The organism is Actomonas aquatica, from assembly GCF_019679435.2.
Classification (GTDB): domain Bacteria; phylum Verrucomicrobiota; class Verrucomicrobiia; order Opitutales; family Opitutaceae; genus Actomonas; species Actomonas aquatica.
This window is the reverse complement of the sequence record NZ_CP139781.1, coordinates 3,960,256-3,983,553: the sequence shown is the minus strand read 5'-3', so window position 1 is coordinate 3,983,553 and position 23,298 is coordinate 3,960,256. Positions and strand designations below refer to the sequence as shown.

The following is a 23,298-nucleotide window of genomic DNA, read 5'->3' as shown; positions in this document are numbered from 1 at the left end:
GAGCACGGCCACGTCGGCATTGGCGTCGGCCGTATCGGAGGCGTGGTTCACCTCGACCGAAATACCGTTGGCGGTGAGGTCGAGTCCGCCGAAGCCGATGAAGGACGCGGAGTCAGCCGCCACGCTGAGCGAGGTGTAACGCACCGTGGAAGCGACATCGGTCGGCTTGAAGAGCGTAAGACCCACGTCGACACCGGCGAGAGCGATACCGAGGGCACCGGATGCGGCCGGCGTGTCGTCGCCATTCACAACGCCGTCGTTGTTGGAGTCGTTCCAGTAAGGACCGCCGGCACCGGCGAAGACGTAAACGTTGGAGGCGCCAATCGTGATGCCTTCGACCTCGATCTGCGTGCCGTCGGCGTCGTCGATCGTCATGGCGGAGGACTGCTCAAAGGCGAAGGCGCCGCGCACGTAGATGAAGTTGCCGAGCGTCAGAGTGGCATCGGCGATGGAGACCCCGACGGTGCGGGAATCAAAATCGAGGGTAACCGGATCGTTGCCGGTCGCGACGGAGAGCGAACCACCGTCGAGCTTGGTGAAGTCGATGGCGGCGGGCCACGGGGCCTCGGTCACGGCCGGGTCACTGGCGATGTTGAGGTTGAGCGTGATGCCGTTGGCGATGAGGCCCACGAAGTCGCCCATGCCCACGAGTTGGCCGGTGGCGGCGGTGGCAGAGAGTGCAGTGTAAGAAACCGCGTCGTTGGTGTCGGTCGGCTTGAAGAGCGCGAGACCCACGTCGACATCGGCCATGGCCACACCGAGGGCACCGTCGCTGAGCGGGGTGTCGTTTTCGTCGAGCACGCCATCGTTGTTGGAGTCGGTCCAATACGGGCCGCCGATACCGGCAAAGACGTAGGCGTCGGAGAGACCGAAGGTCACGACATCCACCGTCTTGGTGGCGTTGTCGGTGTCGGTGATGGTCATCTCGCGGCCCTTCTCGAAGGCGAAGCCACCGCGGATGTAGAAGAAGCTGGAGATGGCGATGGTCGCGTCGGCCACCGAAACGCGGAGCAGCTCGGAATCGAAGTCGAGGGTGATGGTGTCACCGCCGGTCAGGATATCGAAGCCACCGGCCACGAGGCTGGTGAAGTCGAGCGGCGTGGCGTTGGCGTCGGAGGAGCTGACCTGGTTGGCCTCGATGGTGATGCCGCTGGCGGAGAGCGTGAAGCCGTTGACGCCCACGAAGCTGGCGGTGTCGGCGGCGATCTTGAGCGCGTAGTAACGATCGGTGGCACCGTCCGCAGTCGGGGTGAAGACGCCGAGACCGACGGAGACGTTCTCCAGAGCGATACCGAGCGCCCCGGCGGAGTCCGGCGTGTCGTCGCCGTTGATTACACCATCGTTGTTGGAATCGGCCCAATAAGGACCACCGATGCCGGCGAAGACATGGAGACCGTCACCGCCGAAGTTGAGGCTAGTGACCTCGTGTTCGGTGCCATCGGTGTCGGAGATGGTGACGGCGTTGCCGACTTCGAAGGCGAGCGAACCGCGCAGGTAAATGAACTCGGAGACAGCCACGGTGGCGTCACCAATGACAGCGCGCAGCACCTTGGCGTCGTAGGCTACATCGATCGGCGTGCCGCCGGTGCGAACGGATAGGCCGGTGTTGGTGAAGCGGGTGAAGTCGAAGACGTCCGGCGTGGCGGTCTCGTCGGCGGAGTCCTTGGCCTGGTTGAGCTCCACCGTGATGTCGTTAGCGGTCAGGGTGAAGAGACCGTCGAAGCCGACAACCCCGGCGGTGGCGGCCGTGACGGTGGCGCCAACGTAGGAAACCGTGGAGGTGCCACCGGCAGCGCGGACCAATGCGATGGCGGCGGAAACGCCACCGGCTTGGATGCCGTAGGCACCGGCGGTTTCCGGCGTATCGGAAACGGTGATACGGCCGTCACCGTTGGAATCGACCCAGTAGGGACCACCGACACCGGCAAAGAGGTAGGCGTCGTCGGTGCCGAGGGTGAGGATGTCGAAGTCCTCGGTGCCGTTACCGTCGGTGGCCGGCAGCGTGTTTTCCTTCACCTCGAGGGCGAAGAGACCGGCGAGGTTGACGAAGTTGAAGAGGTTGAGGTGTAGGTAGGCCTCGGCGCGGGTGACGTTGCCATCGACGCCGTCGATGGTGATGTCGAGGGTCTCGCCCGGACCGGTGGTGACGGTGAGGGCGTTGGCGCCGGACCAGTCGAGGACCACGTCGCCGCCATTCGGGTTGGCGCTACCGACCTGGACGGTGGTGAGGGAAGCGCTGGTGGTGTCGAGGGTGAGCGCAACGGTGGCGGCGACCAAATCGCGGCCGGCGAGGTCGTCTTCAAATTCGATGTCCCAAGTGCGGTTGCCGTATTCGGTCACCGTGATCGTCAGCGTCGTGAAGTCGTCCTTCAGCGCGTTGAAGACCGCGTCGACCAGTTCGTCGGCGGTGGCGTCGAAGGAGACCGCGGCGGTGGTGTAGGTCGTGCCGTCGATCACCCAGCTGAGCGTGAAGGTGCCGTTGGCACCTTGGCCGAGGACGAGGCGTTGGGTCTCGCCGGTCGGAGCCTGACCCGCGGTGGTCATGGTCACCGCCACGGTGATCGCGCCGCCGAGGTTCTTGGTCGAACCGCCGGTGATCTCGGAGGTCAGGGTGGCGGACGGGCCGGTCGGGGTGGCGAGCACCGCGATCGTGTCCGGCGTGCGGCCTTCGAAGGAGTCCGGATTGAAGGTGATGACGTAAACGTCGGTGCCGGTCGTTTCGACCGTGCCCGAGGAGATCGGGGTCCAGGCGGCGGTGAGGGCTTGGGCGACTTCGGAGGCGGTCGCGCCGATGGAGAGCACGCTGGTGGTATAGGTGACGCCGTTGTCGGTGATCTGCAGGCGGAAGGTGCCACCGGTCGGCGCGGTGATCGTGATGCGTTGGGACTGACCCGCTGAGAGGCTGCCGGCTTGGGTCCGGGTGGTGGACACGGTCGCGTTGCGCAGGCCCGAGTTGTTGACCGTCATCACGCCGCTGATCCGCGGGGACACGCTGGAGGCGAAGGTCACGATGTAGCGTTGTTCGCTGATCGTGGAGGACGAGTCGTAGGTCACCGTCACGCGGCCCGCGCCAACGAAGCTGAGGCCTTCGAGGGCTTGGCGGATGTAGCGCTTGTTGTTGGTAACGTCGCTGCCGGCGAAGCGGATCTCGACGGTGGTTTCGCCGTTGAGGGTGAGGCGGTAGCGGCCCGAGCCGGAGAGGCTGGAGTTGTCGATCGTGATGACCTGGATCTCGAGCTGGCCGGAGGTGCCGCTGCCGATGATGTCGACGGTGGTGGTGATCTCGGGCAGCGCGGTCGCCACGGTGAGGCCGTTGACGGGTTGGCCGGCGAGGGCGCCGATGAAGGTGATGGTGAAGCCGTCGGTGCGGGTGCCGGTGACTTCGACGTTGTTGGCTCCGATGCCGGCGAGGGTCTCGAGGTTGGTGCGGATCGCCGAGGCAATGAAGGCGTCGGAGGCGGCCTCGGGGATGGCGACGTCGACCGAGTTGCCATTGTAGGTGAAGGTCAGGGTCGATTCGGCGGTGCCGAGGGTCAGCGTGTAGGTGGCGTTTTGCACCACGCCGGAGAGCGTGACTTTGGCGCGCAGCAGATCGACTTCGGTGGCGGCGAGGCTGCCGCCGAAGGTGATGGCGTAGCGGCGGTCGCCGGAGACCGAGCCGGTCGCTTCGCTGACAGTAATGTCACTGGTGCCGATGCCGCTGAGCGCTTCGAGGGCGGCCTTGATGGCGGCGGCCTGCGCGGTGGCGTCGTCGGTCAGCGTGATGGCTGCAGTCGTTTCGCTGCCGAAGGTCAGGGTGAAGGCACCGAAGCCCGCGCCGTTGGTGGTGAGGCGAAGCTCCTGGACGCTGTTAACGCCGGCGGCGGCCGCGATGCGTTCGGTTACGTCGGTCGTGATCGTCGGCGCGGTCGTGTTTACCGTCAGCCCGGTCACGTCCTGGCCCTGCAGCGCTCCGATGAATTCCAGCGTGTAGCCGGTGGTGCGGTTGCCGAGAATCTGGACGTTGCCTGCGCCGATGCCGGTGAGGGATTCGAGCGCAGTCTTGAGGGCGGCGTCGACGTCGGCGTCGGAGCTGTCCTGCGTAATGGTGAAGGAGGCCGTCTCGCCGCCGAGGCCGAAGGTCACTTCGCCGAGCGTGCCGGTGAGGTCGAGACCGAGGACGGTATTATCGGAGGAGCTGAGATTACGGTTGATCTCAACGATAACGCCCTGCCCTTCAGCGGTGATGCCGTCGAGGCCGACAAATTGAAGTTGAGTCGCCTCGGCGCGGAGGGCCATCCAGCGCCAGTTCGGGTTCGAGCGATCGGTGACGAGGGCGAAGGCAAAGTCGCCGGAGGAGAGTTTGAGGCCGAGCTCGTTGGAGGAGCCGCCGTTCAGGCCAGCAAAGGCGTCGACGTTGGCCGCACCCACGAGGAGCAGGTCGGCGTCGACGGACTTGCCGTCGCTGCGCATGACGGTGCCGCGCGATTGTTCGAAGGCGACGCCACCAGAGAAGGAGAAGAAGCCCGCGATATCGAGGTCGAGGTTGCCCACGATGCGGGTGAGCTGACCCTTCGCGCCATCCATGTTGAAGGAGAAGGAATCCGATAGGCCGGTCGCTACGGTGAAGCTGGTGGCTCCGGTGACGTAGTCGATGACGAGGTCGGCGGAGTCGCGGCCATCGATGTCGCCGTTGAAGCGGTTGATCTCGATGGAGACCGTGTCGCCGCCAACGGTGAGGCCCGGCACGCCGACCATGGCGAAGCCGGCGGCGTTGGCTTGGAGGGAAGTCCAGGAAACGTCTTCACCCGCGATCGTGCCGGAGAAGAGACCAAGCGCGAAGTCGACGCCGGTGAGGCTGAAGCCGAGGGCGCCGCCATTGTCGGCCGGACCGTTGATACCGGCGAAGGCGGTGACACCCGTGCCGCCGATGGCGAGCACTTCGGTCTGCACCGTGGTGTCGTCGGCGAGGGTGATTTCGGTCTGGGTCTTCTCGAAGGCGAAGCCGCCGGAGAGTTGGACGAAGCCAAAGACATCGAGATTGATGTTGGCCGAAGCGCGCAGGGTTTCGCCGTTTTCGGCGGAGAGTGTGATGTCGCGGGTCGTGCCCGTGCCGGTAGCCACGTTGAGCGGCGTGGTGGCATAATCGATGATCGTGCCGTCGGAGGCGGCCTGGTTGATCTCAAGGTTCACGGTGTCGGCTTCGACGGTCAGACCCGGGACCCCGATGAAGGCGGCGCGGCCGGCTTCGCCATCGAAGGTGACCCATTGGCGAGTGGCGTCGGCCTTGTCGGTCTGGAGGGCCAGAGCGAAGTCGACGTTGCCGAGTTCGAAGCCGAGGAAGGGTTCACCGTCGATCGCCACACCCGCGAAGGCGTTGAGGTCTTCACCGCCGATGAGCAGTTGGTCGGTCGCGACGGTGGACTCGTCGTCGAGGGTAACGCTGCCGTCCGAGCGGGAGACGGCCAGGTTACCGTGAAGTTGGACGAAACCGTAGAGATCAATGTCGAGCAGACCGGAGGCGCGCAGGAGCTCGCCGTCGGCGCCGTTCATTTCGAGCGCGATGGAAGAGCTGGAGCTGGTCGGCAGCTCGAAGGCCTCGGTGCTGAAGTCGACCACATTGGGCGTGACGCCATCCGCGAGACCGAGTTGGCGGTTGACCTGAACTTCGAGGTTTTCGGAGGCGATCGTGACACCAGTGATGCCGTCGAAGGAGGCGGTCTCGGCGGTGGCAAAGAGGGAGAGCCAGCGACCGGCGACCGCGGACGGATCGTTCTGGTCGACGACTTCGCTGAAGATCGCGAGGCCGAACTCGACGCCGGTCAGGCTGAAGCCGATCGCGCCGCTGTTGGTCGCCGGGCCGTTGATGCCGGCGAAGGCGGTGAGGCCGGTGCCGCCGAGAGTGAGGGCGCGGGTTTCGACTTCGGTGCCGTCGGCGAGGGTGATCGTCTCGGAGGCTTGGCGGAAGGCGAGGCCGCCAGCCACGTGGAAGAAGCCAAACACGTTGGCGTTCATCTGACCGCTGACCTGGATCAGCTGACCGAGCTCGCCGGCGAAGTCGATTTCGACCGAGGAGGACGGGCCGGTTTCGACCGTGATGGATTGGGCACCGTAATCGACGACGCGGAGGTCGGCGGTGGCGGCGTCGGCGCCGGAAACTTGGTTGAGTTCGATCGCCACGTCGGTGGCCGAGAGGGTCAGGCCCGGGATGCCGATCACGCCGATGCTGGTCGCTTCGGCCTTGAGGCTCAGCCAAGTGAGGTCGGCGAGCGCGTCTTGGCCTTCGTCCGGGGTGAAGAGCGCGAGGCCGAAGTCGACGCCGGTGAGGCTAAACCCGATCGCGCCTTCGGCGTCGGCCGGGCCGTTGACGCCGGCGAAGACGTTGAGGTTCGAGCCGCCGAGGGTGAGCATCGAGGTCGCCACGGAGGTGCCGTCGGCGAGCGTGATGGTCTGCGGCGTGCGGGTGAGCGCGAGGGAGCCTTCGAGGAACACGAAGCTGGCCACCTGCAGTTTGGCGGTGCCGATGTTCACGCGCAGCAGCTCGTCGCTGAAGTCGATGAGGATGGACTCGCCACCGGTCAGGATGGAGAGGCCGCCGCCAGTCATCTGGCTGAAGTCGCCGGCGCGGACCACGCCGTTGGGATCGTCGGCGTAGTTGATCTCAACAGTGATGTTGGTCGCTTCGAGGACCAAGAGGTCGGAAAGGCCAACGAAGGCCGCGGAGTCGGCGTGGAGTTTGAGGGCGACGTAAGTGATCGGGTCGGTCTCGACGGTCTGCTTGAGCAGCGCGAGGGCGGCGTTCACGCCACCGACGGCGAGGCCGAGGGCGCCGGAGGCGTCGGGCGTATCGTCGCCGTTGACGATACCGTCGCCGTTGGAGTCGACCCAGTAAGGTCCGCCGGAACCGGCAAAGAGGTAGGCGTTGCTGATGCCGAAGGTCAGCACGTCGAGGTCGCGGGTGCCGCCACCGTCGAGTTGCTCGACCACGGGCACGCCCTTCTCGAAGGCGAAGCCGCCGCGCAGGTAAATAAAGTCCGCGAGCTGGAAGAGCGCGTCGGTCGCCTGGACGCGGGTCAGCGCGTGATCGAAGTCGATGAGCACGTCGTCGTCACCGCCGGTGGCGATCGTCAGTCCCCCACCCTCCATCGAGCTGAAGTCACCGGCTTCAACCGTGCCGGACGGATCGTTGGCGGTGTTGACCTCGATCGTGATGCCGTAGGCGCCAACCGAGAGGAAGTCTTCGATACCGACCAGCTCGGCGGAATCGGCCGTGCCCTTGAACGCCACGTAGGTTGCCGGATCGGCCACGCCGGTCTGCTTGAGCAGCGCGAGGCCGAAGGTCATGCCGCCAATGGCGATGCCGATCGCACCGTCGGCGTCCGGCGTGTCGTTGGCGTCGACCTTACCGTCGTTGTTGGAGTCGACCCAATACGGGCCGCCCAGGCCGGCGAACACGTAGGCATTGTCCGCGCCGATCGTGATGACGTCGAGGTCGCGGGTGGCGCCGCCGTCGAGGACCTCGACGACTGACGGGCTGCGCTCGAAGTTGAAGGAGGTGCGGATCCAAACGAAGTTGGCCAAGGCGATGGTGGCATCGGCCACGTTCACGCGGAGCAACTCGGTATCGTAGGAAAGGATCTGGGTGTCGCCGCCGGTGAGAACCGCGAGGCCGCCACCTTCAAAGCGGTTGAAGTCGAAGACGTCCGGAGTGGCGGTGGAGTCGTTGCGATCGCGGGCGGTGTTGATTTCGACGGTGATGTCGCGGGCATCGATGGAGAGCAGGTCGCCCAGACCCACCACGGAGGCGGAATCGGCGACGGCTTTGAGCGCGATGTAGGTGATGTCCGGGGCGTCCTGATTGTTGAGGAGCGCGAGCGCGGCGGTGACACCACCAACGGCCACACCGATCGCACCGGCGGAGTCGGGCGTGTCGTTGCTGTCGATGACACCGTCGTTGTTGGAATCGACCCAGTAAGGACCGCCAATGCCGGCGAAGAGGTAGGCGTCGGCCGACCCGAGGGTGAGGATGTCGTAGTCTTCGAGGGCGGTGCCGTCCTCGGAGGCGATGGTGTTTTCCTTCTTCTCGAGGGCAAAGTTACCGGCGAGGGTGGCGAACCCGAAGATCTGGATCTGGAGGTAACCGGTGGCACGGACGAGGTTTCCGTCGGCGCCGTCCATATCGAGGGTCGTGGTCGTGCCCGGACCGGTGATGACGTCGAGCGGATCGGTCTTCCAATCGATAACCGTGTCGCCGCCGGCGGTATTGGTCGTGCCGGTTTGGATGGTGGTGAGGGAGGCGCTGGTGGTGTCGAGGGTGAGCGCAACGGTGGCGGCGACCAAATCGCGGCCGGCGAGGTCGTCTTCAAATTCGATGTCCCAAGTGCGGTTGCCGTATTCGGTCACCGTGATCGTCAGCGTCGTGAAGTCGTCCTTCAGCGCGTTGAAGACCGCGTCGACCAGTTCGTCGGCGGTGGCGTCGAAGGAGACCGCGGCGGTGGTGTAGGTCGTGCCGTCGATCACCCAGCTGAGCGTGAAGGTGCCGTTGGCACCTTGGCCGAGGACGAGGCGTTGGGTCTCGCCGGTCGGAGCCTGACCCGCGGTGGTCATGGTCACCGCCACGGTGATCGCGCCGCCGAGGTTCTTGGTCGAACCGCCGGTGATCTCGGAGGTCAGGGTGGCGGACGGGCCGGTCGGGGTGGCGAGCACCGCGATCGTGTCCGGCGTGCGGCCTTCGAAGGAGTCCGGATTGAAGGTGATGACGTAAACGTCGGTGCCGGTCGTTTCGACCGTGCCCGAGGAGATCGGGGTCCAGGCGGCGGTGAGGGCTTGGGCGACTTCGGAGGCGGTCGCGCCGATGGAGAGCACGCTGGTGGTATAGGTGACGCCGTTGTCGGTGATCTGCAGGCGGAAGGTGCCACCGGTCGGCGCGGTGATCGTGATGCGTTGGGACTGACCCGCTGAGAGGCTGCCGGCTTGGGTCCGGGTGGTGGACACGGTCGCGTTGCGCAGGCCCGAGTTGTTGACCGTCATCACGCCGCTGATCCGCGGGGACACGCTGGAGGCGAAGGTCACGATGTAGCGTTGTTCGCTGATCGTGGAGGACGAGTCGTAGGTCACCGTCACGCGGCCCGCGCCAACGAAGCTGAGGCCTTCGAGGGCTTGGCGGATGTAGCGCTTGTTGTTGGTAACGTCGCTGCCGGCGAAGCGGATCTCGACGGTGGTTTCACCGTTGAGGGTGAGGCGGTAGCGGCCCGAGCCGGAGAGGCTGGAGTTGTCGATCGTGATGACCTGGATCTCGAGCTGGCCGGAGGTGCCGCTGCCGATGATGTCGACGGTGGTGGTGATCTCGGGCAGCGCGGTCGCCACGGTGAGGCCGTTGACGGGTTGGCCGGCGAGGGCGCCGATGAAGGTGATGGTGAAGCCGTCGGTGCGGGTGCCGGTGACTTCGACGTTGTTGGCTCCGATGCCGGCGAGGGTCTCGAGGTTGGTGCGGATCGCCGAGGCAATGAAGGCGTCGGAGGCGGCCTCGGGGATGGCGACGTCGACCGAGTTGCCATTGTAGGTGAAGGTCAGGGTCGATTCGGCGGTGCCGAGGGTCAGCGTGTAGGTGGCGTTTTGCACCACGCCGGAGAGCGTGACTTTGGCGCGCAGCAGAGCAACTTCGGTGGCGGCGAGGCTGCCGCCGAAGGTGATGGCGTAGCGGCGGTCACCGGAGACCGAGCCGGTCGCTTCGCTGACGGTGATGTCACCAGTGCCGATGCCGCTGAGCGCTTCGAGGGCGGCCTTGATGGTGGCGGCCTGCGCGGTGGCGTCGTCGGTCAGCGTGATGGCAGCGGTCGTTTCGCTGCCGAAGGTCAAAGTGAAGGCACCGAAGCCCGCGCCGTTGGTGGTGAGGCGCAGTTCCTGGACGCTGTTTACGCCGGCGGCGGCCGCGATGCGTTCGGTCACGTCGGTCGTGATCGTCGGCGCGGTCGTGTTTACCGTCAGCCCGGTCACGTCCTGGCCCTGCAGCGCGCCGATGAACTCAAGCGTGTAGCCTTCAGCGAGGCTGCCGTAGATGATCACGTCATCGGCGGTGATGCCGTCGAGGGCGGCGAGCGCGGTGAGCAGATCGGCGCGGACGCTGGCGTCGTTGCTATCCTGGGTAAGGGTGAGCGAGCTGGTGGAACCGCTGTAACCAAACTCCACTTCGCCGAGCGTGCCGGAGAGGTCGAGGGCGAGAACGGTGTTATTGGAAGAGCTAAGGTTGCGGTTGATCTCAACCAGCAGGCCCTTGCCGGTCAGGGTGAGTCCGTCGACGCCCACGAAGGAGGCTTCATCGGCGGAAGCGCGGAGGGCCATCCAGCGCCAGCTCGGGTTGGCGCGGTCGGCGACGAGAGCGAAGGCGAAATCACCGCTGTCGAGATTCAGGCCGAGCTCGTCGGCGGTGTTGCCGTTGAGACCGACGAAGGCGTCGATGTTGGTCGCACCGATGAGGAGGAGGTCGGCGTCAACCGTGCGGCCATCGGCCAAGGTGACGGAACCGCGGGATTGCTCGAAACCGAAGCTGCCGGAGACGGAAACGAAGCCGACGATGGAAACGTCGAGGTTACCGACGATGCGGGTCAGGTTACCCTGCGCCCCATCCATATTGAGCGTGATGGAAGTGCTCGGTCCGGTGGCGATGGAAAGGTTGGTCGCGGTGTAGTCGATGACGAGGTCGGCGGAATCGCGGCCATCGATGTCACCGTTGAAGCGGTTGATCTCGATGGAGAGCGTATCGCCATCCACCTCGAGGCCGGGCACACCGACGGTTTCGAAGGTGCCGACCGTCGCTTGTAGTGAAGTCCAGGATACGTTCTCGCCGGAAACCGTGCCGGTGAAGAGGCCGAGCGCGAAGTCCATCTCGGAGAGACCAAAGCCCATGGCGGCGCCGGAATCGACCGGGCCATCGATGCCGGCGAAGGCGGTGACATTGGAGCCGCCAATTTCGAGCACCTCGGTGTCGACGACGGTATCGTCGGCCAAGGTGACCTGGGTCTGGGTCTTCTCGAAGGCGAAGCCGCCGGAGAGTTGGACGAAGCCAAAGACGTCGAGATTGATGTTGGCCGAAGCGCGCAGGGTTTCGCCGTTTTCGGCGGAGAGCGTGATGTCGCGGCTCGTGCCCGTGCCGGTGGCGACGGTGAGCGGCGTGGTGGCGTAATCGACGATCGTGCCGTCGGAGGCGGCCTGGTTGATCTCGAGGTTCACCGTGTCGGCTTCGACCGTCAGACCCGGGACGCCGATGAAGGCGGCGCGGCCAGCCTCGCCATCGAAAGTCACCCACTGGCGGGTGGCGTCGGCTTGGTCCGTCTGGATGGCGAGCGCGAAGTCGACGTTGCCGAGTTCGAAGCCGAGGAACGGTTCACCGCCGACGGCGATGCCGGCGAAGGCATCGAGGTCTTCACCGCCGATGAGCAGTTGGTCGGTCGTGACGGTGGAATCGTCGTCGAGGGTGACGCTGCCATCGGTGCGGGAAACGGCCAGATTGCCGCGGAGTTGAACGAAACCGTAGAGGTCGATTTCGAGGAAACCATTGGCGCGCAGCAGCTCGCCTTCGGCGCCGTCGAGATCGAGTTCAAAACTGGTGCTGCTGCTGGTCGGCAGCTCGAAGGGCGTGGTGCTGAAATCGACCACGTTCGGGGTGTCACCTTCGGCGAGACCGAGCTGGCGATTGATCTGCACTTCCACGTTCTCGGAATTGATGGTCACGCCCGGGATACCGTCGAAGGAAGCCGAGTCGGCGGTGGCGGAAAGCGAGAGCCAGCGACCGGCGACAGCGGACGGATCGTTCTGGTCGACGACTTCACTGAAGATCGCGAGACCGAACTCGACGCCGGTCAGGCTGAAGCCGATTGCGCCGCTGTTGGCGGCCGGGCCGTTGATGCCGGCGAAGGCGGTGAGGCCGGTGCCACCGAGGGTGAGGGCGCGGGTTTCGACTTCGGTGCCGTCGGCGAGCGTGATCGTTTCGGAGGCTTGGCGGAATGCGAGGCCACCGGCGACGTGGAAGAAGCCAAACACGTTGGCGTTCATCTGACCGCTGACCTGGATCAGCTGGCCGAGCTCGCCGGCGAAGTCGATTTCGACGGAAGACGACGGGCCGGTTTCGACCGTGATGGATTGGGCACCGTAATCGACCACGCGGAGATCGGCGGTGGCGGCGTCGGCACCGGAAACTTGGTTGAGTTCGATCGCCACGTCGGTGGCCGAGAGGGTCAGGCCCGGGATGCCGATCACGCCGATGCTGGTCACTTCGGCCTTGAGGCTCAACCAGGTGAGGTTGGCGAGCGCGTCTTGGCCTTCGTCCGGCGTGAAGAGTGCGAGGCCAAAGTCGACGCCAGTGAGGCTGAAGCCGATCGCGCCTTCGGCGTCGGCCGGACCGTTGACGCCGGCGAACACGTTGAGGTTCGAACCACCGAGGTTGAGCATCGAGGTCGCCACGGAGGTGCCGTCGGCGAGGGTGATGGTCTGCGGCGTGCGGGTGAGCGCGAGGGAACCTTCGAGGAATACAAAGCTGGCCACCTGCAGTTTGGCGGTGCCGATGTTCACGCGGAGCAGTTCGTCGCTGAAGTCGATGAGGATGGAGTCGCCACCGGTCAGGATGGAGAGGCCGCCGCCGGTCATCTGGCTGAAGTCGCCGGCGCGGACGACGCCGCTGGGGTCGTCGGCGTAGTTGATCTCTACGGTGATGTTGGTCGCTTCGAGGACCAAGAGGTCGGAGAGACCGACGAAGGCTGCGGAGTCGGCGTGCAGCTTGAGGGCGACGTAAGTGATCGGGTCGGTCTCGACGGTCTGCTTGAGCAGCGCGAGAGCGGCGTTCACGCCACCGATGGCGAGACCGAGAGCGCCGGAAGCGTCGGGGGTGTCGTCGCCGTTGACGATACCGTCGCCGTTGGAGTCGACCCAGTAAGGTCCGCCCGATCCGGCAAAGAGGTAGGCGTTGCTGATGCCGAAGGTCAGCACATCGAGGTCGCGGGTGCCGCCACCGTCGAGTTGCTCGACCACGGGCACGCCCTTCTCGAAAGCGAAGCCACCGCGCAGGTAAATGAAGTCGGCGAGCTGGAAGAGCGCGTCGGTTGCTTGGACGCGGGTCAGCGCGTGATCGAAGTCGATGAGCACGTCGTCGACACCGCCGGTGGCGATCGTCAGTCCCCCACCCTCCATCGAGCTGAAGTCACCGGCCTCAACGGTGCCGGACGGATCGTTGGCGGTGTTGACCTCGATCATGATGCCGTAGGCGCCGACCGAGAGGAAGTCTTCGATGCCGACCAGCTCGGCGGAGTCGGCCGTGCCCTTGAAGGCCACGTAGGTTGCCGGATCGGCCACGCCGGTCTGCTTGAGCAGCGCGAGACCGAAGGTCATGCCGCCAATGGCGATGCCGATCGCGCCGTCGGCGTCGGGCGTGTCGTTGGCGTCGACCTTGCCGTCGTTGTTGGAGTCGACCCAATACGGGCCACCCAAGCCGGCGAACACGTAGGCGTTGTCCGCACCGATGAGCAGCACGTCCAGATCGCGCGTCGCACCGCCATCAAGGACCTCGACGACAGACGGGCTCTTCTCGAGTTGGAAGGCGGTGCGGATGTAAACGAAACCGCCGATAGCGACGGTCGCATCGGCAACGCGGATGCGAAGCAGCTCGCTGTTGTAAGCGATGACCTGGGTGTCACCGCCAGTGAGAACGGCAAGGCCGCCGCCCTCGAAGCGGTTGAAATCAAACGGAGTCGGCGTCGCGGTCGAATCGGTGCGATCGCGGGCGGTGTTGATTTCGACGGTGATGTCGCGGGCATCGATGGTGGCGAGGTCACCGAGACCGACCATGGCGGCGGAGTCGGCAACGACCTTGAGGCCCACGTAGGCGATGTCCGGATTGGCGCGGTCATTGAGCACGGCGATGGCAGCGGTCACGCCACCCACGGCAATGCCCATGGCACCGGCGGTGTCGGGCGTGTCGTTGCTGTCGATGACACCGTCGTTGTTGGAGTCGGTCCAGTAAGGGCCGCCAATACCGGCGAAGAGGTAAGCGTCGGCGCTGCCGATGGTGAGGATGTCGAAGTCCTCGAGCGCGGTGCCATCCTCGGAGGCAATGGTGTTCTCCTTCTTCTCGAAGGCGAAGTTGCCGGCGAGAGTGACGAAGCCGAAGAGCTCCACCTGCACGTAACCGGAGGCCCGGATAACGTTACCGTCGGCACCATCGATGTTGATCGTCTGGGTGGTGCTCGGACCGGTGATCACGTCGAGCGGATCGGTTTGCCAATCGATGACCGTGCCGCCGCCGTTGGTATTGGTGGTGCCGGTTTGGACGGTGGTGAGGGAGGCGACGGTGTTGGTGACGCTGATCGTCACGACGGCATCGGCCACATCGAGACCGGCGAGGTCGCCTTCAAAATCGATCTCCCAAGTGCGATTGCCGTATTCGCGCACCGTGATGGTGAGGGTGGCGTAGTCGGCCTTGAAGGCATCGAAGACGGCGGTGACGAGCGCATCGGCGTCGGCGTCGAGATCGACGGCGGCGGTGGTGAAGGTCTGTCCGGCAACGGTGAAGCTAAGTGTGAAGGTGCCCGGGGCGCCTTCGTCGATCACGATGCGTTGGGTTTCACCGATGGCGGCAACACCCGGGGTGACCGTGGAAATGGAGAGCGACAGGCTGCCGGCGCGGGTGACTTGGGCGCCACCGGCCTGGTCGAGGGAAACGACGGCGGCGGTGCCGGACGGAACCGCGGAGATGACGATGAGCGACGGATCGCGACCCTCGAAGGAGGACGGGTTGAAGGAGATGACGTAGGTGGTGTCGTTTTCCTTATCCACCGTGCCGGAGGAGGCCGGGCTCCAGGAGGCGGTCAGCGCGCGGGCCACATCGGAAGCGGACGCGCCGATGGTGAGGTAATCGGTGACGTAGGTCGTGCCGTTGTCGGTGATGGAGAGGCGGAAGCGGCCCCCCTCATCGGCTTCGACGGTGATGCGCTGGGCGGCGCGGGCGCCGGAAGAACCATCCTGTAGGGAGGTGATGGATACGGCGGCACCGGTGAGTTTGGTGTTGTTGACCGTGGCGGTCGGGAAGTTGCGGCCGGCGACACCGTTACGGAAGGTAACCGTGTAGCGCTGCTCGGAGATCGTGGAGGTCTGATCGTAAACGACCGAGACGTTGCCGGAGCCGATGATCGGGAGGGCGGCGAGAGCCTGGCGGATGTAGCGGGCGTTGTTGGTGACGTCGCTGCCGGCGAAGCGGATGTTGGCCGTGGTGTAGTTACCGATGGAGATCGTGTAAGTGCCGCGGGCGGTGAGGCTGGCGGTGATCGTGATCTGTTGGATTTCGTTGGCCGACGTGCCGCCGGTGGAAATCTGAGTGACCGAGGTCTGCACCGGCTGGTATGCGGTGGCGACGGAGAGACCGGAGACCGGGGTGGAAGCGAGGGCGTTGACGAACTCGATGGTGTAACCGTCGGTGCGGTTACCGGCGACGAGCACGTTGCCAGCGCCGATGCCATCGAGGGATTCGATGGCGGAAGTGAGGTTGCCGATGATAGTGGCGTCGGAATCGGATGCGGCGAGGACGACGGCGGAGGTGTCGCTGCTGTAGCCGAAGGTCAGGGTGACGTTCTGCGAACCGAGGGTGAGCGTGTAGTGCGCGTTGGCGTAGATGCCGGAAACGACGTTGCGCACGAGCAGCGTGGCGACGTCCTGGCCGGCGAGGTCACCGGTGAAGGTGATGTCGAAGAGGCGAACGGCGGCGGTGGAGCCGGTCGCTTCCGCCACGGTGATGTTGCCCGCGCCGATATTGGAGAGCGCTTCGAGGGCGGCCTGGATGTCGGCGGCGAGCACACTCTGGTTGGCGGAGTAAGTGATGGTGCCGGTGGTCTGGTCGCCGAACTGCAGGGCGAAGGAACCGAAGGCAGCGGTGTTGGCGGCGAGGCGCAGGCGTTGGACTTCGCTGATGCCGTTGACGGCGGCGGTGACCTCGGTGACCGAGGAATTGAGGGTCGGATCGACAGTGGCGACGGAGAGGCCGGTGAGATCGTCGCTGGCGAGGTCGCCGATGAACTCGAGGGTGAAGCCGTCGGCGCGGTTGCCGAAGACGAGCACGTTGCCCTCCCCTACTCCATCGAGCGCTTCGAGAGCGGAGGTGAGCGCGGCGGCGATGGCGGTGTCGTCATCGGTGGAGGCGATGTCGAAGGAGGAGGTGTCGGCGCCGAGGGTGAAGGTGACCGTGCCGAGGGTGCCGTCGAGATCGAGGGCGAGAACCGTGTTGGTGGTGAAGCTGGTGTTTTGATTGATCTCCACCACGAGGCCCTTGCCGAGTAGAGTGAAACCATCGAGGCCGACGAAGGACACCTCGGCGGCGGCGGCCTGCAGGGCCATCCAACGCCAGCCCGGATTGGCGCGGTCGGAGACCAGCGCGAGGGCGAGATCGCCGGATTGCAGGGAGAGACCCAGGGCGTCGGAGGAGCCGCCGTTGAGACCGGCAAAGGCGTCCACGCTGTCGGCACCGATGAGGAGCAGATCGGCGTCGACCAAACGACCGTCGGCGAGCGTGACGGTGCCGCGGGATTGCTCGAACCCGAATCCGCCGGTGACCGAGAAGAAGTTACCCACCACGAGGGTGAGATCGCCGGAGATACGGGTCAGGTTACCCTTGGCCCCTTCCATATCGAAGGTGAAGGATGAGGACGGACCGGTGGCGATGGAGAGCGCGGTGGCGCCGTCGGCGTAATCGACCACGAGGTCGGCGCTGTCGCGGCCGGTCACCGAACCGTTGAAGCGGTTAATGGCAACGGAGAGGGAATCGCCGCTGACCGTGAGGCCGGGCACACCCACCACGCTGAGGTTGGTGGCGGTGGCTTGGAGAGAGGTCCAACTGACGGCGGTGTTGTCGACTTCGCCATTGGCGAGCGCGAGGGCGAAGTCGGCGCCGCTGAGCGCGAAGCCCATGGCGTAACCGGATTCGACCGGACCGTTGACGCCGGCGAAGGCCGTGACGCCGGTGCCACCCACGGTGAGCAATTCGGTGTCGACTTCGGTGCCGTCCGCGAGGGTCAGGGTTCGGGTGGTCTTCTCAAAAGCGAAACCGCCTTCGAGCTGGATGAAGCCGAAGACATCGAGGCGAACGTTGCCGGAAGCGCGGAGGGTTTCACCCGCATCGGAACTGAAGTCGATGACGCGCGAGGTGCTCGGACCGGTGGCAACCGTGAGCGTGTCGGTGGCGTAGTTGACGATCGAGCCGTCGGAAGCGGCGCGGTTGATCTCGATGCTGATGGTGTCGGATTCGACGGTGAGACCTTCGACGCCGATGAAGGCAGCCGAGCCGGCTTCGGCATCGAGCGTGACCCATTGGAGGGACGGATCGGCGAGCGAGGTCTGCACGACCAAGGCGAGGTTGACGTCCTGCAGTTGGAAACCGAGAGACGGTTCACCATCGGTGGCGAGACCGGCGAAGACGTCGAGGCCGTTGGAACCGAGGGTGAGTTGGGCCACGTCCACTTCGGTGCCGTCGTCGAGGGTCACGGTGTCGTCGCTGCGGGTGAAGGAGAGCTCACCGCGGAACTGGACGAAGCCGTAAAGATCGATGTCGAGGATGCCGCGGGCGGCGAGGAGTTCGCCGTCGGCGCCATCAAAGTTGAGATCGAGCGTGGAGTCGGTGCCGGTGCGAACGGCCAGCGGATCAGCGGAGAAGTCGACGACGTTGTGGATGTCGCCCGGCTCGAGACCGAGAGCGCGGTTGATTTCGACCGAGACGCTGCGGGTTTCGAGCGTGATGCCGTTGAGGCCGGCGAAGGAGGCGGAGGTCGCGCTGGCGCGCAGAGCCATCCAGCTGGACGGGATGGTAGTCGTATCACCCGCGCTGATACGCTCGCTGAAGATGGCGAGCGCGAACTCAACGCCGGAGAGGACGAGGCCGACGGCGTTGCCGGAATCGGCCGGACCGTTAACGCCGGCGAAGGCAGAAAGATTGGTGCCACCGATGGTGAGCAGGTCGGTTTCGACTTCAACGCCATCGGCCAAAGTCACATCGGCGAGCGAGCGGCGGAAGGCGAAGTCACCGGAAACGTGGAAGAAGCTACCGATGCCCACGGTGAGGTTGCCGCCCACTTCGAGCAGTTCGCCATCGGTGCCATCAAAGTCGAGGGCCAGCGTGGAGGACGGGCCAGTCGCGACGCTGAGCGACGAGCTGGAGTAGTCGACCACCCAGCCGTTGGCGTCGATGCCGTCGGCGAGACCGAGCACCTGGTTAAGCGAAACGGTGAGCGGACCACCGCTGAGGGTGAGGCCGGGGATACCGGTGAGGCTGAAGGAGGTGGCGGAGGCCTTGAGCGACATCCAGTTGATGCCGTCGAGATCGGTCTGGGCCTCGTCGGGCGTGAAGAGCGCGAGAGCAAACTCAACGCCGGAGAGCTCGAAGCCGCGCTTTTGGTCGTCGCTGCCGCCGCCGTTGATGCCGGCGAAAGCGGAAACATTGGAACCACCCAAAGTGAGGCTGGTGACATCGGCGACGGAACCGTCGGCCAACGTGATGGTGCGGGTCACCTGCTCGAGGGTTAAGGCGCCGCTGATCTGCACGAACTCGGAAACGCCGATGTTGGCGTTGCCGATGGAGACGCGGATCAGTTCCTGATCAAAATCGATGAGGATCGGATCACCGCCGGTCGCGACGGAGAGACCGCCACCATCGAGGCCGGAGAAGTCGGCCGCGGTAACAACGCCGGCCGGATCGACGGCCTTGTTAATTTCGACGGTGATGTCGGAAAGGGTAAACGAAACCGCGGTTTCGAAACCGACCCAAGAGGCGGAGGCGGCGGTGGCCTTGAGCGCGACGTATTGAATCGCATCGGCGGCATCGACGCCGGTTTGGCGCATGAGCGTGAGGGCGAAATTGACGCCACCCATGGCAACACCGGCGGCGCCGTCGGAGTCGGGCGTGTCATCACCATCGATATCACCGTCGCCATCGGAGTCGGTCCAGTAAGGGCCACCCGTGCCGGCGAAGAGGTAGGAGTTGGTCGCACCGATCGTAACCACGTCGAGGTTGCGGGTGACGCCGCCACCGAGGTCTTCGACAATCGGCACCCCCTTCTCGAAAGCGAAGCCACCGGTGAAGGAGACGAACTCGGAGACTTGTATGTTCGCGAGACCCACGCTGGCTCGAACGAGGTAACGATCGAAATCGAGCACCATATCGTCGCCACCGGTCGCGACGGTGAGACCGCCGCCCGAGAGGCCGCTGAAGTCACCGGCGGTGATACTGTCGTTCGGGTCGAAGGCGGTGTTGACCTCGATGTCGATGTCGGAGGCATCGAGACGCATGAGATCGGCGAAGCCCACAAAGGCGGCGGTGTCGGCGTGGGCCTTGAGCGCAGTGTATTCGACCGCATCGGCTTCGGCGACGCCGGTCTGGCGCAGGAGCGCGAGCGCGAGGTCAACGCCACTCATGGCGAAACCGATGGCGCCCTCGCTGGCCGGGGTGTCGCTGTCGTCGATGACACCATCGCTATTGGAGTCGGTCCAGTAAGGTCCGCCGAGGCCGACGAAGACGCGGACATCGGAGGCACCGAGAATCAGGGCATCGAGTTCGCGAGTGCCGCCACCGTCGATGGATTCGACGAGGCCCGGGTTGAAGTCGAAGGCGAATCCGCCGGACACATAAACAAAGCTGGAAACCGCAAGCGTGGCGTTGGCGGTGGAGCCGCGGAGGACGCGGTCGCTGTAATCGAAGAAGACCGCGTCACCGCCGGTGGCGAGCGAGAGGCCACCGCCATCGAGGGCGGAGAAGTCGATCACCGGCGCGGAATCGTCGGTGGTGCCGGATACGCCGTTGGCGGCGAAAGCGAAGTCGGACGTCGACAGCGTGACGGAGTCGACGCCCACGAGGGAACCGGAGTCACCCGAAAGCGACAGCGCGTAATAACGCACCGCGATGGTCGGATCGGTCGGCGTCAGGAGCGCGAGAGCGAGGTCGACGCCGCTCACGGCCACACCGATGGCGTTGGCATCGGGCGTGTCGTTGTCGTCGATGACGCCGTCGCTGTTGGAGTCGGTCCAGTAGGGTCCGTTCACGCCAACGAAGGCGCGCACGTCGGTCATCGTGAAGGTGAGCGCCTCGACGTTGACGGTCGCGCTGTCGGTGAGGGTGAAGTCGCGGAAGCCGAGGTCTTCAATGGCGAGGCCACCTTCAAAAGAAATGAATCCGCCAACTTGGAAGAGCGCCTGGGTGACGGTGGCGCGGGCGACCTTACTATTATAGTCCAGCGTGATGGAGGTCGTGCTGCTGGTCGCGATCTCGAGACCGCCGCCGGTGAAGGCAGAGAAATCGATGACGGCGTCGAGCTCGGCACCATCGGTGTCGGCGGCGTAGTTGGACTCAACGGTGAGGCCGGTGAGTGACGCGGTGAAGATGTCGCTGTCGAGACCGACCAGCGAGGCGGTGCCGATGGTGGCGTTGATCGCGTAGTAGCGGGAATCGTCGGCACCCTCACCGAAGAAGATGGCGGCGCTCACGCCGGAAGCAGCCAAACCGACCGCGGCGGAATCGGGCGTGTCATCGCCATTGATGACGCCGTCGCCATTGGAGTCGGCCCAATAGGGGCCGCTCGCGCCGACGAAGAGGGCGAGGTCGTTGGCGCCGATGGTGACGACGTCGAGGTTGGCCGTGCCGCCGCCGACGAGGTTGGCGGTTGCGTCGTTTTGCTTCTCGATGGCAAAACCGCCGCGCAGGTAGATGAACTGCGACAGCTGGATGGTGCCGAGGCCGACGTTGGCGCGGAGCACTTCGGCATCAAAATCGATGAGGATGGAGTCACCGCCGGTTTCCACCGTGAGGCCACCGCCGGTGAGGTTGCTGAAATCGCCGGCCACGATCGAGTCGTTCGGGTCGTTGGCGGTGTTGACCTCGATGTTGACGTCGGAGGCCTCCAGCGTGGCGATGTCGCTGTAGTAGATAAAGGAAGCGGAATCGGCGTGCGCCTTGAGGGCGGTGTATTCGACCGCGTCGGCATCGGCCACGCCGGTCTGGCGAAGGAGCGCGAGAGCGAGGTCAACCCCACCGAGGGCCAAACCGAGCGCGCCATCGGTCGCCGGGATATCGGCATCGTCGACGACACCGTCGTTATTGGAGTCGACCCAGTAGGGACCACCGAGGCCGGCGAAGACGTAGGCATCGGCCGAACCGATGATGAGGGCGTCGAGCGAACGGGTGCCGCCGCCGTCAACCGCTTCGGCAAGACCCGGGTTGTAATCGAAGGCGAACGCACCGCGCACGTAGATGAAGCCGCTGAGCGCGATGGTGGCATCGGCGGTGGTGCCGCGGAAGACGCGGGCATCGTAGTCTATGCTGACCGAACCGCTGCCGGTGCTGATGCTGAGGGCGCCGCCGGAGAAGGTGGTGAAATCGATGACCGGGGTGGAGTCGGTGCCGCCGGTAACGCGGTTGGCTTCGAAGGTGAAGTCGTTGACCGTGAGGGTGAGGTCGTCGATGCCAACGAGGGAACCGCTCGTGCCGGAAAGGCTGAGGCCGTAGTAGCGCGCGGTGTCGGAGGTGTCGGTCGGACGGAAGAGCGCGAGGGCGAGGTTCACGCCGGAGACGGCGACGCCGACAGAGTTGGCATCCGGGGTATCGTTGCTGTCGATGGTGCCGTCGCTGTTGGAGTCGGTCCAGTAGGGGCCGTCGACGCCGATGAAGGCATTGACGTTGCTCATGGTGAGGGTGAGCAGGCTGGCGGACTTGGTGGAGCTGTCGGTGAGGGTGACGGTTTGGTCGCCCTGCGGATCGAGCGAAAGACCACCCTCGAAGGAAACGAATCCGCCGATCTGGATGACGGCCTGGTTCACGGAGGCGCGGCGAACACTGCTATTATAGTCTAGAGTGACCGTGCTGCCGCCGACCACGATGTTATAACCACCGGTGCCGAGCGCGGAGAAGTTGATCGGGTCGGCCGAGCTGCCGTTGCTGGCGACGCCGCGGTTGAGGGTCAGGCTGAGGCCGGCGAGCGAGAAAGTGAAATCGGAGCCGAGGCCCACCAGGCTGGCGGTGCCGGCGGTGGCTTCGACCGCGTAGTAGCGGGAACCGTTGGTCTCGTCGTTGGGCTTGGCCCAGAGCAACGCGACATCGACATCGGATGCGGCGAAGCCGACCGCGGCCGAACTGGAGGCGTCGACCGTGCCGTCGCCATTGGTGTCGAGCCAGTAGGGGCCGCCGGTGCCGACGAAGAGATCCACATCGGTGGCGGCGAGGGTGAAGCCGGAGACCGTGTCGGTGCCGGAACCGATCGTGACGCCGAGGTCGGTGAGGCGGGTCAAAGTGAAAGCGCCTTGCAATTGAGCAAAGGAGCTGAGCTCGAGCGAGCCGGTCACGCTCACCGACGTTAATGCAAAATAACTGAAGCTCAGGAATTCGCCGAGCTGCTGCTTGAAGCTGTCGCCGGCCAGATCGAAGACGAAGTTATCGGTCCCGTAGCTGAACGATTTTGCAACCAATTGGATGCGGTCGGCTTTTTGCACGATCTCGAGATAGACGGTGCCATCGCCAAATCCGAAGATGCCGGACGCGCCGCTGAACTGGCCGCTGATGCCGGCGAAGGTCAGGATGTCGAACGTGTCGCCGACCGTCGGGCTGAAGCCGTTGCTGAACTCGACCACCAAGTCACCGGCGAGGGTCGCGGTGCCCGAGGCGTTGATCGTGTTGTAATCACCGTCGGCCGTGCCGCCGATCGTGATGGTGAGGGTCTCTCCCGCCCCCAAAGTGTAGTCTCCCGTGTCCAATCCACCCGCATCTTCAGGCACAACAGAATCCCCGCCCGCGGCCAAGCTGGTCGGAGTTTCAGGGGTGGAAGTCGTGCCGTCGGTCGAGCCGGACGGAGGTCCCTGCCCCGTGTTCAGCGTGGTAACTTGTTGATCAAGAGTGGTTGTGGCGTCCGGGGACTCCGGCAGCACCTCATCGGTGGGGGCCGGTTCTTCCGTCGTCGGAGCGGTCGGGGTCGCGGTCTGCGTCACCTCAACCTGCTCGGTCGGGGACTCGCCCTCATCGGTCGTGGCGGGCGTCTCTTCGGTCGTCGCCGGCTCTTCGTTGAGAGCCGCGACGTGCTCCATTTCGGCCAGCGGGAGGTCGGCGAAGAGGCCATTCCCGGCTTCGGCGGCAGCCGCGGCAACGTTGGTTTGTTCCTCAACCATGCTCGGAGCATGGATCACCACCAGCGCATCACTGCCCGCAATCGGGGTCAGTTGATCAGGCAACGCCGTAGCCGAGAGCAGGAGACGAGTCTCCAATGGCTCAATGGCATAGGACGGTGCCGGGGTGCTGGACTTAGTGCGATTCAC

Annotated in this window: 1 protein-coding gene (only partly in view); it reads right to left on the bottom strand. The window is 65.1% G+C overall.

Features of this window, described 5'->3' with window-relative positions:
* Positions 1-23,298 carry the start of a hypothetical protein gene (locus tag K1X11_RS15345; protein ID WP_324726003.1) on the bottom strand. The gene continues 33,621 nt to the left of window position 1, outside the view, so the window shows 23,298 of its 56,919 coding nt (coding positions 1-23,298); it begins with the start codon at positions 23,296-23,298; the stop codon falls past the left edge of the window.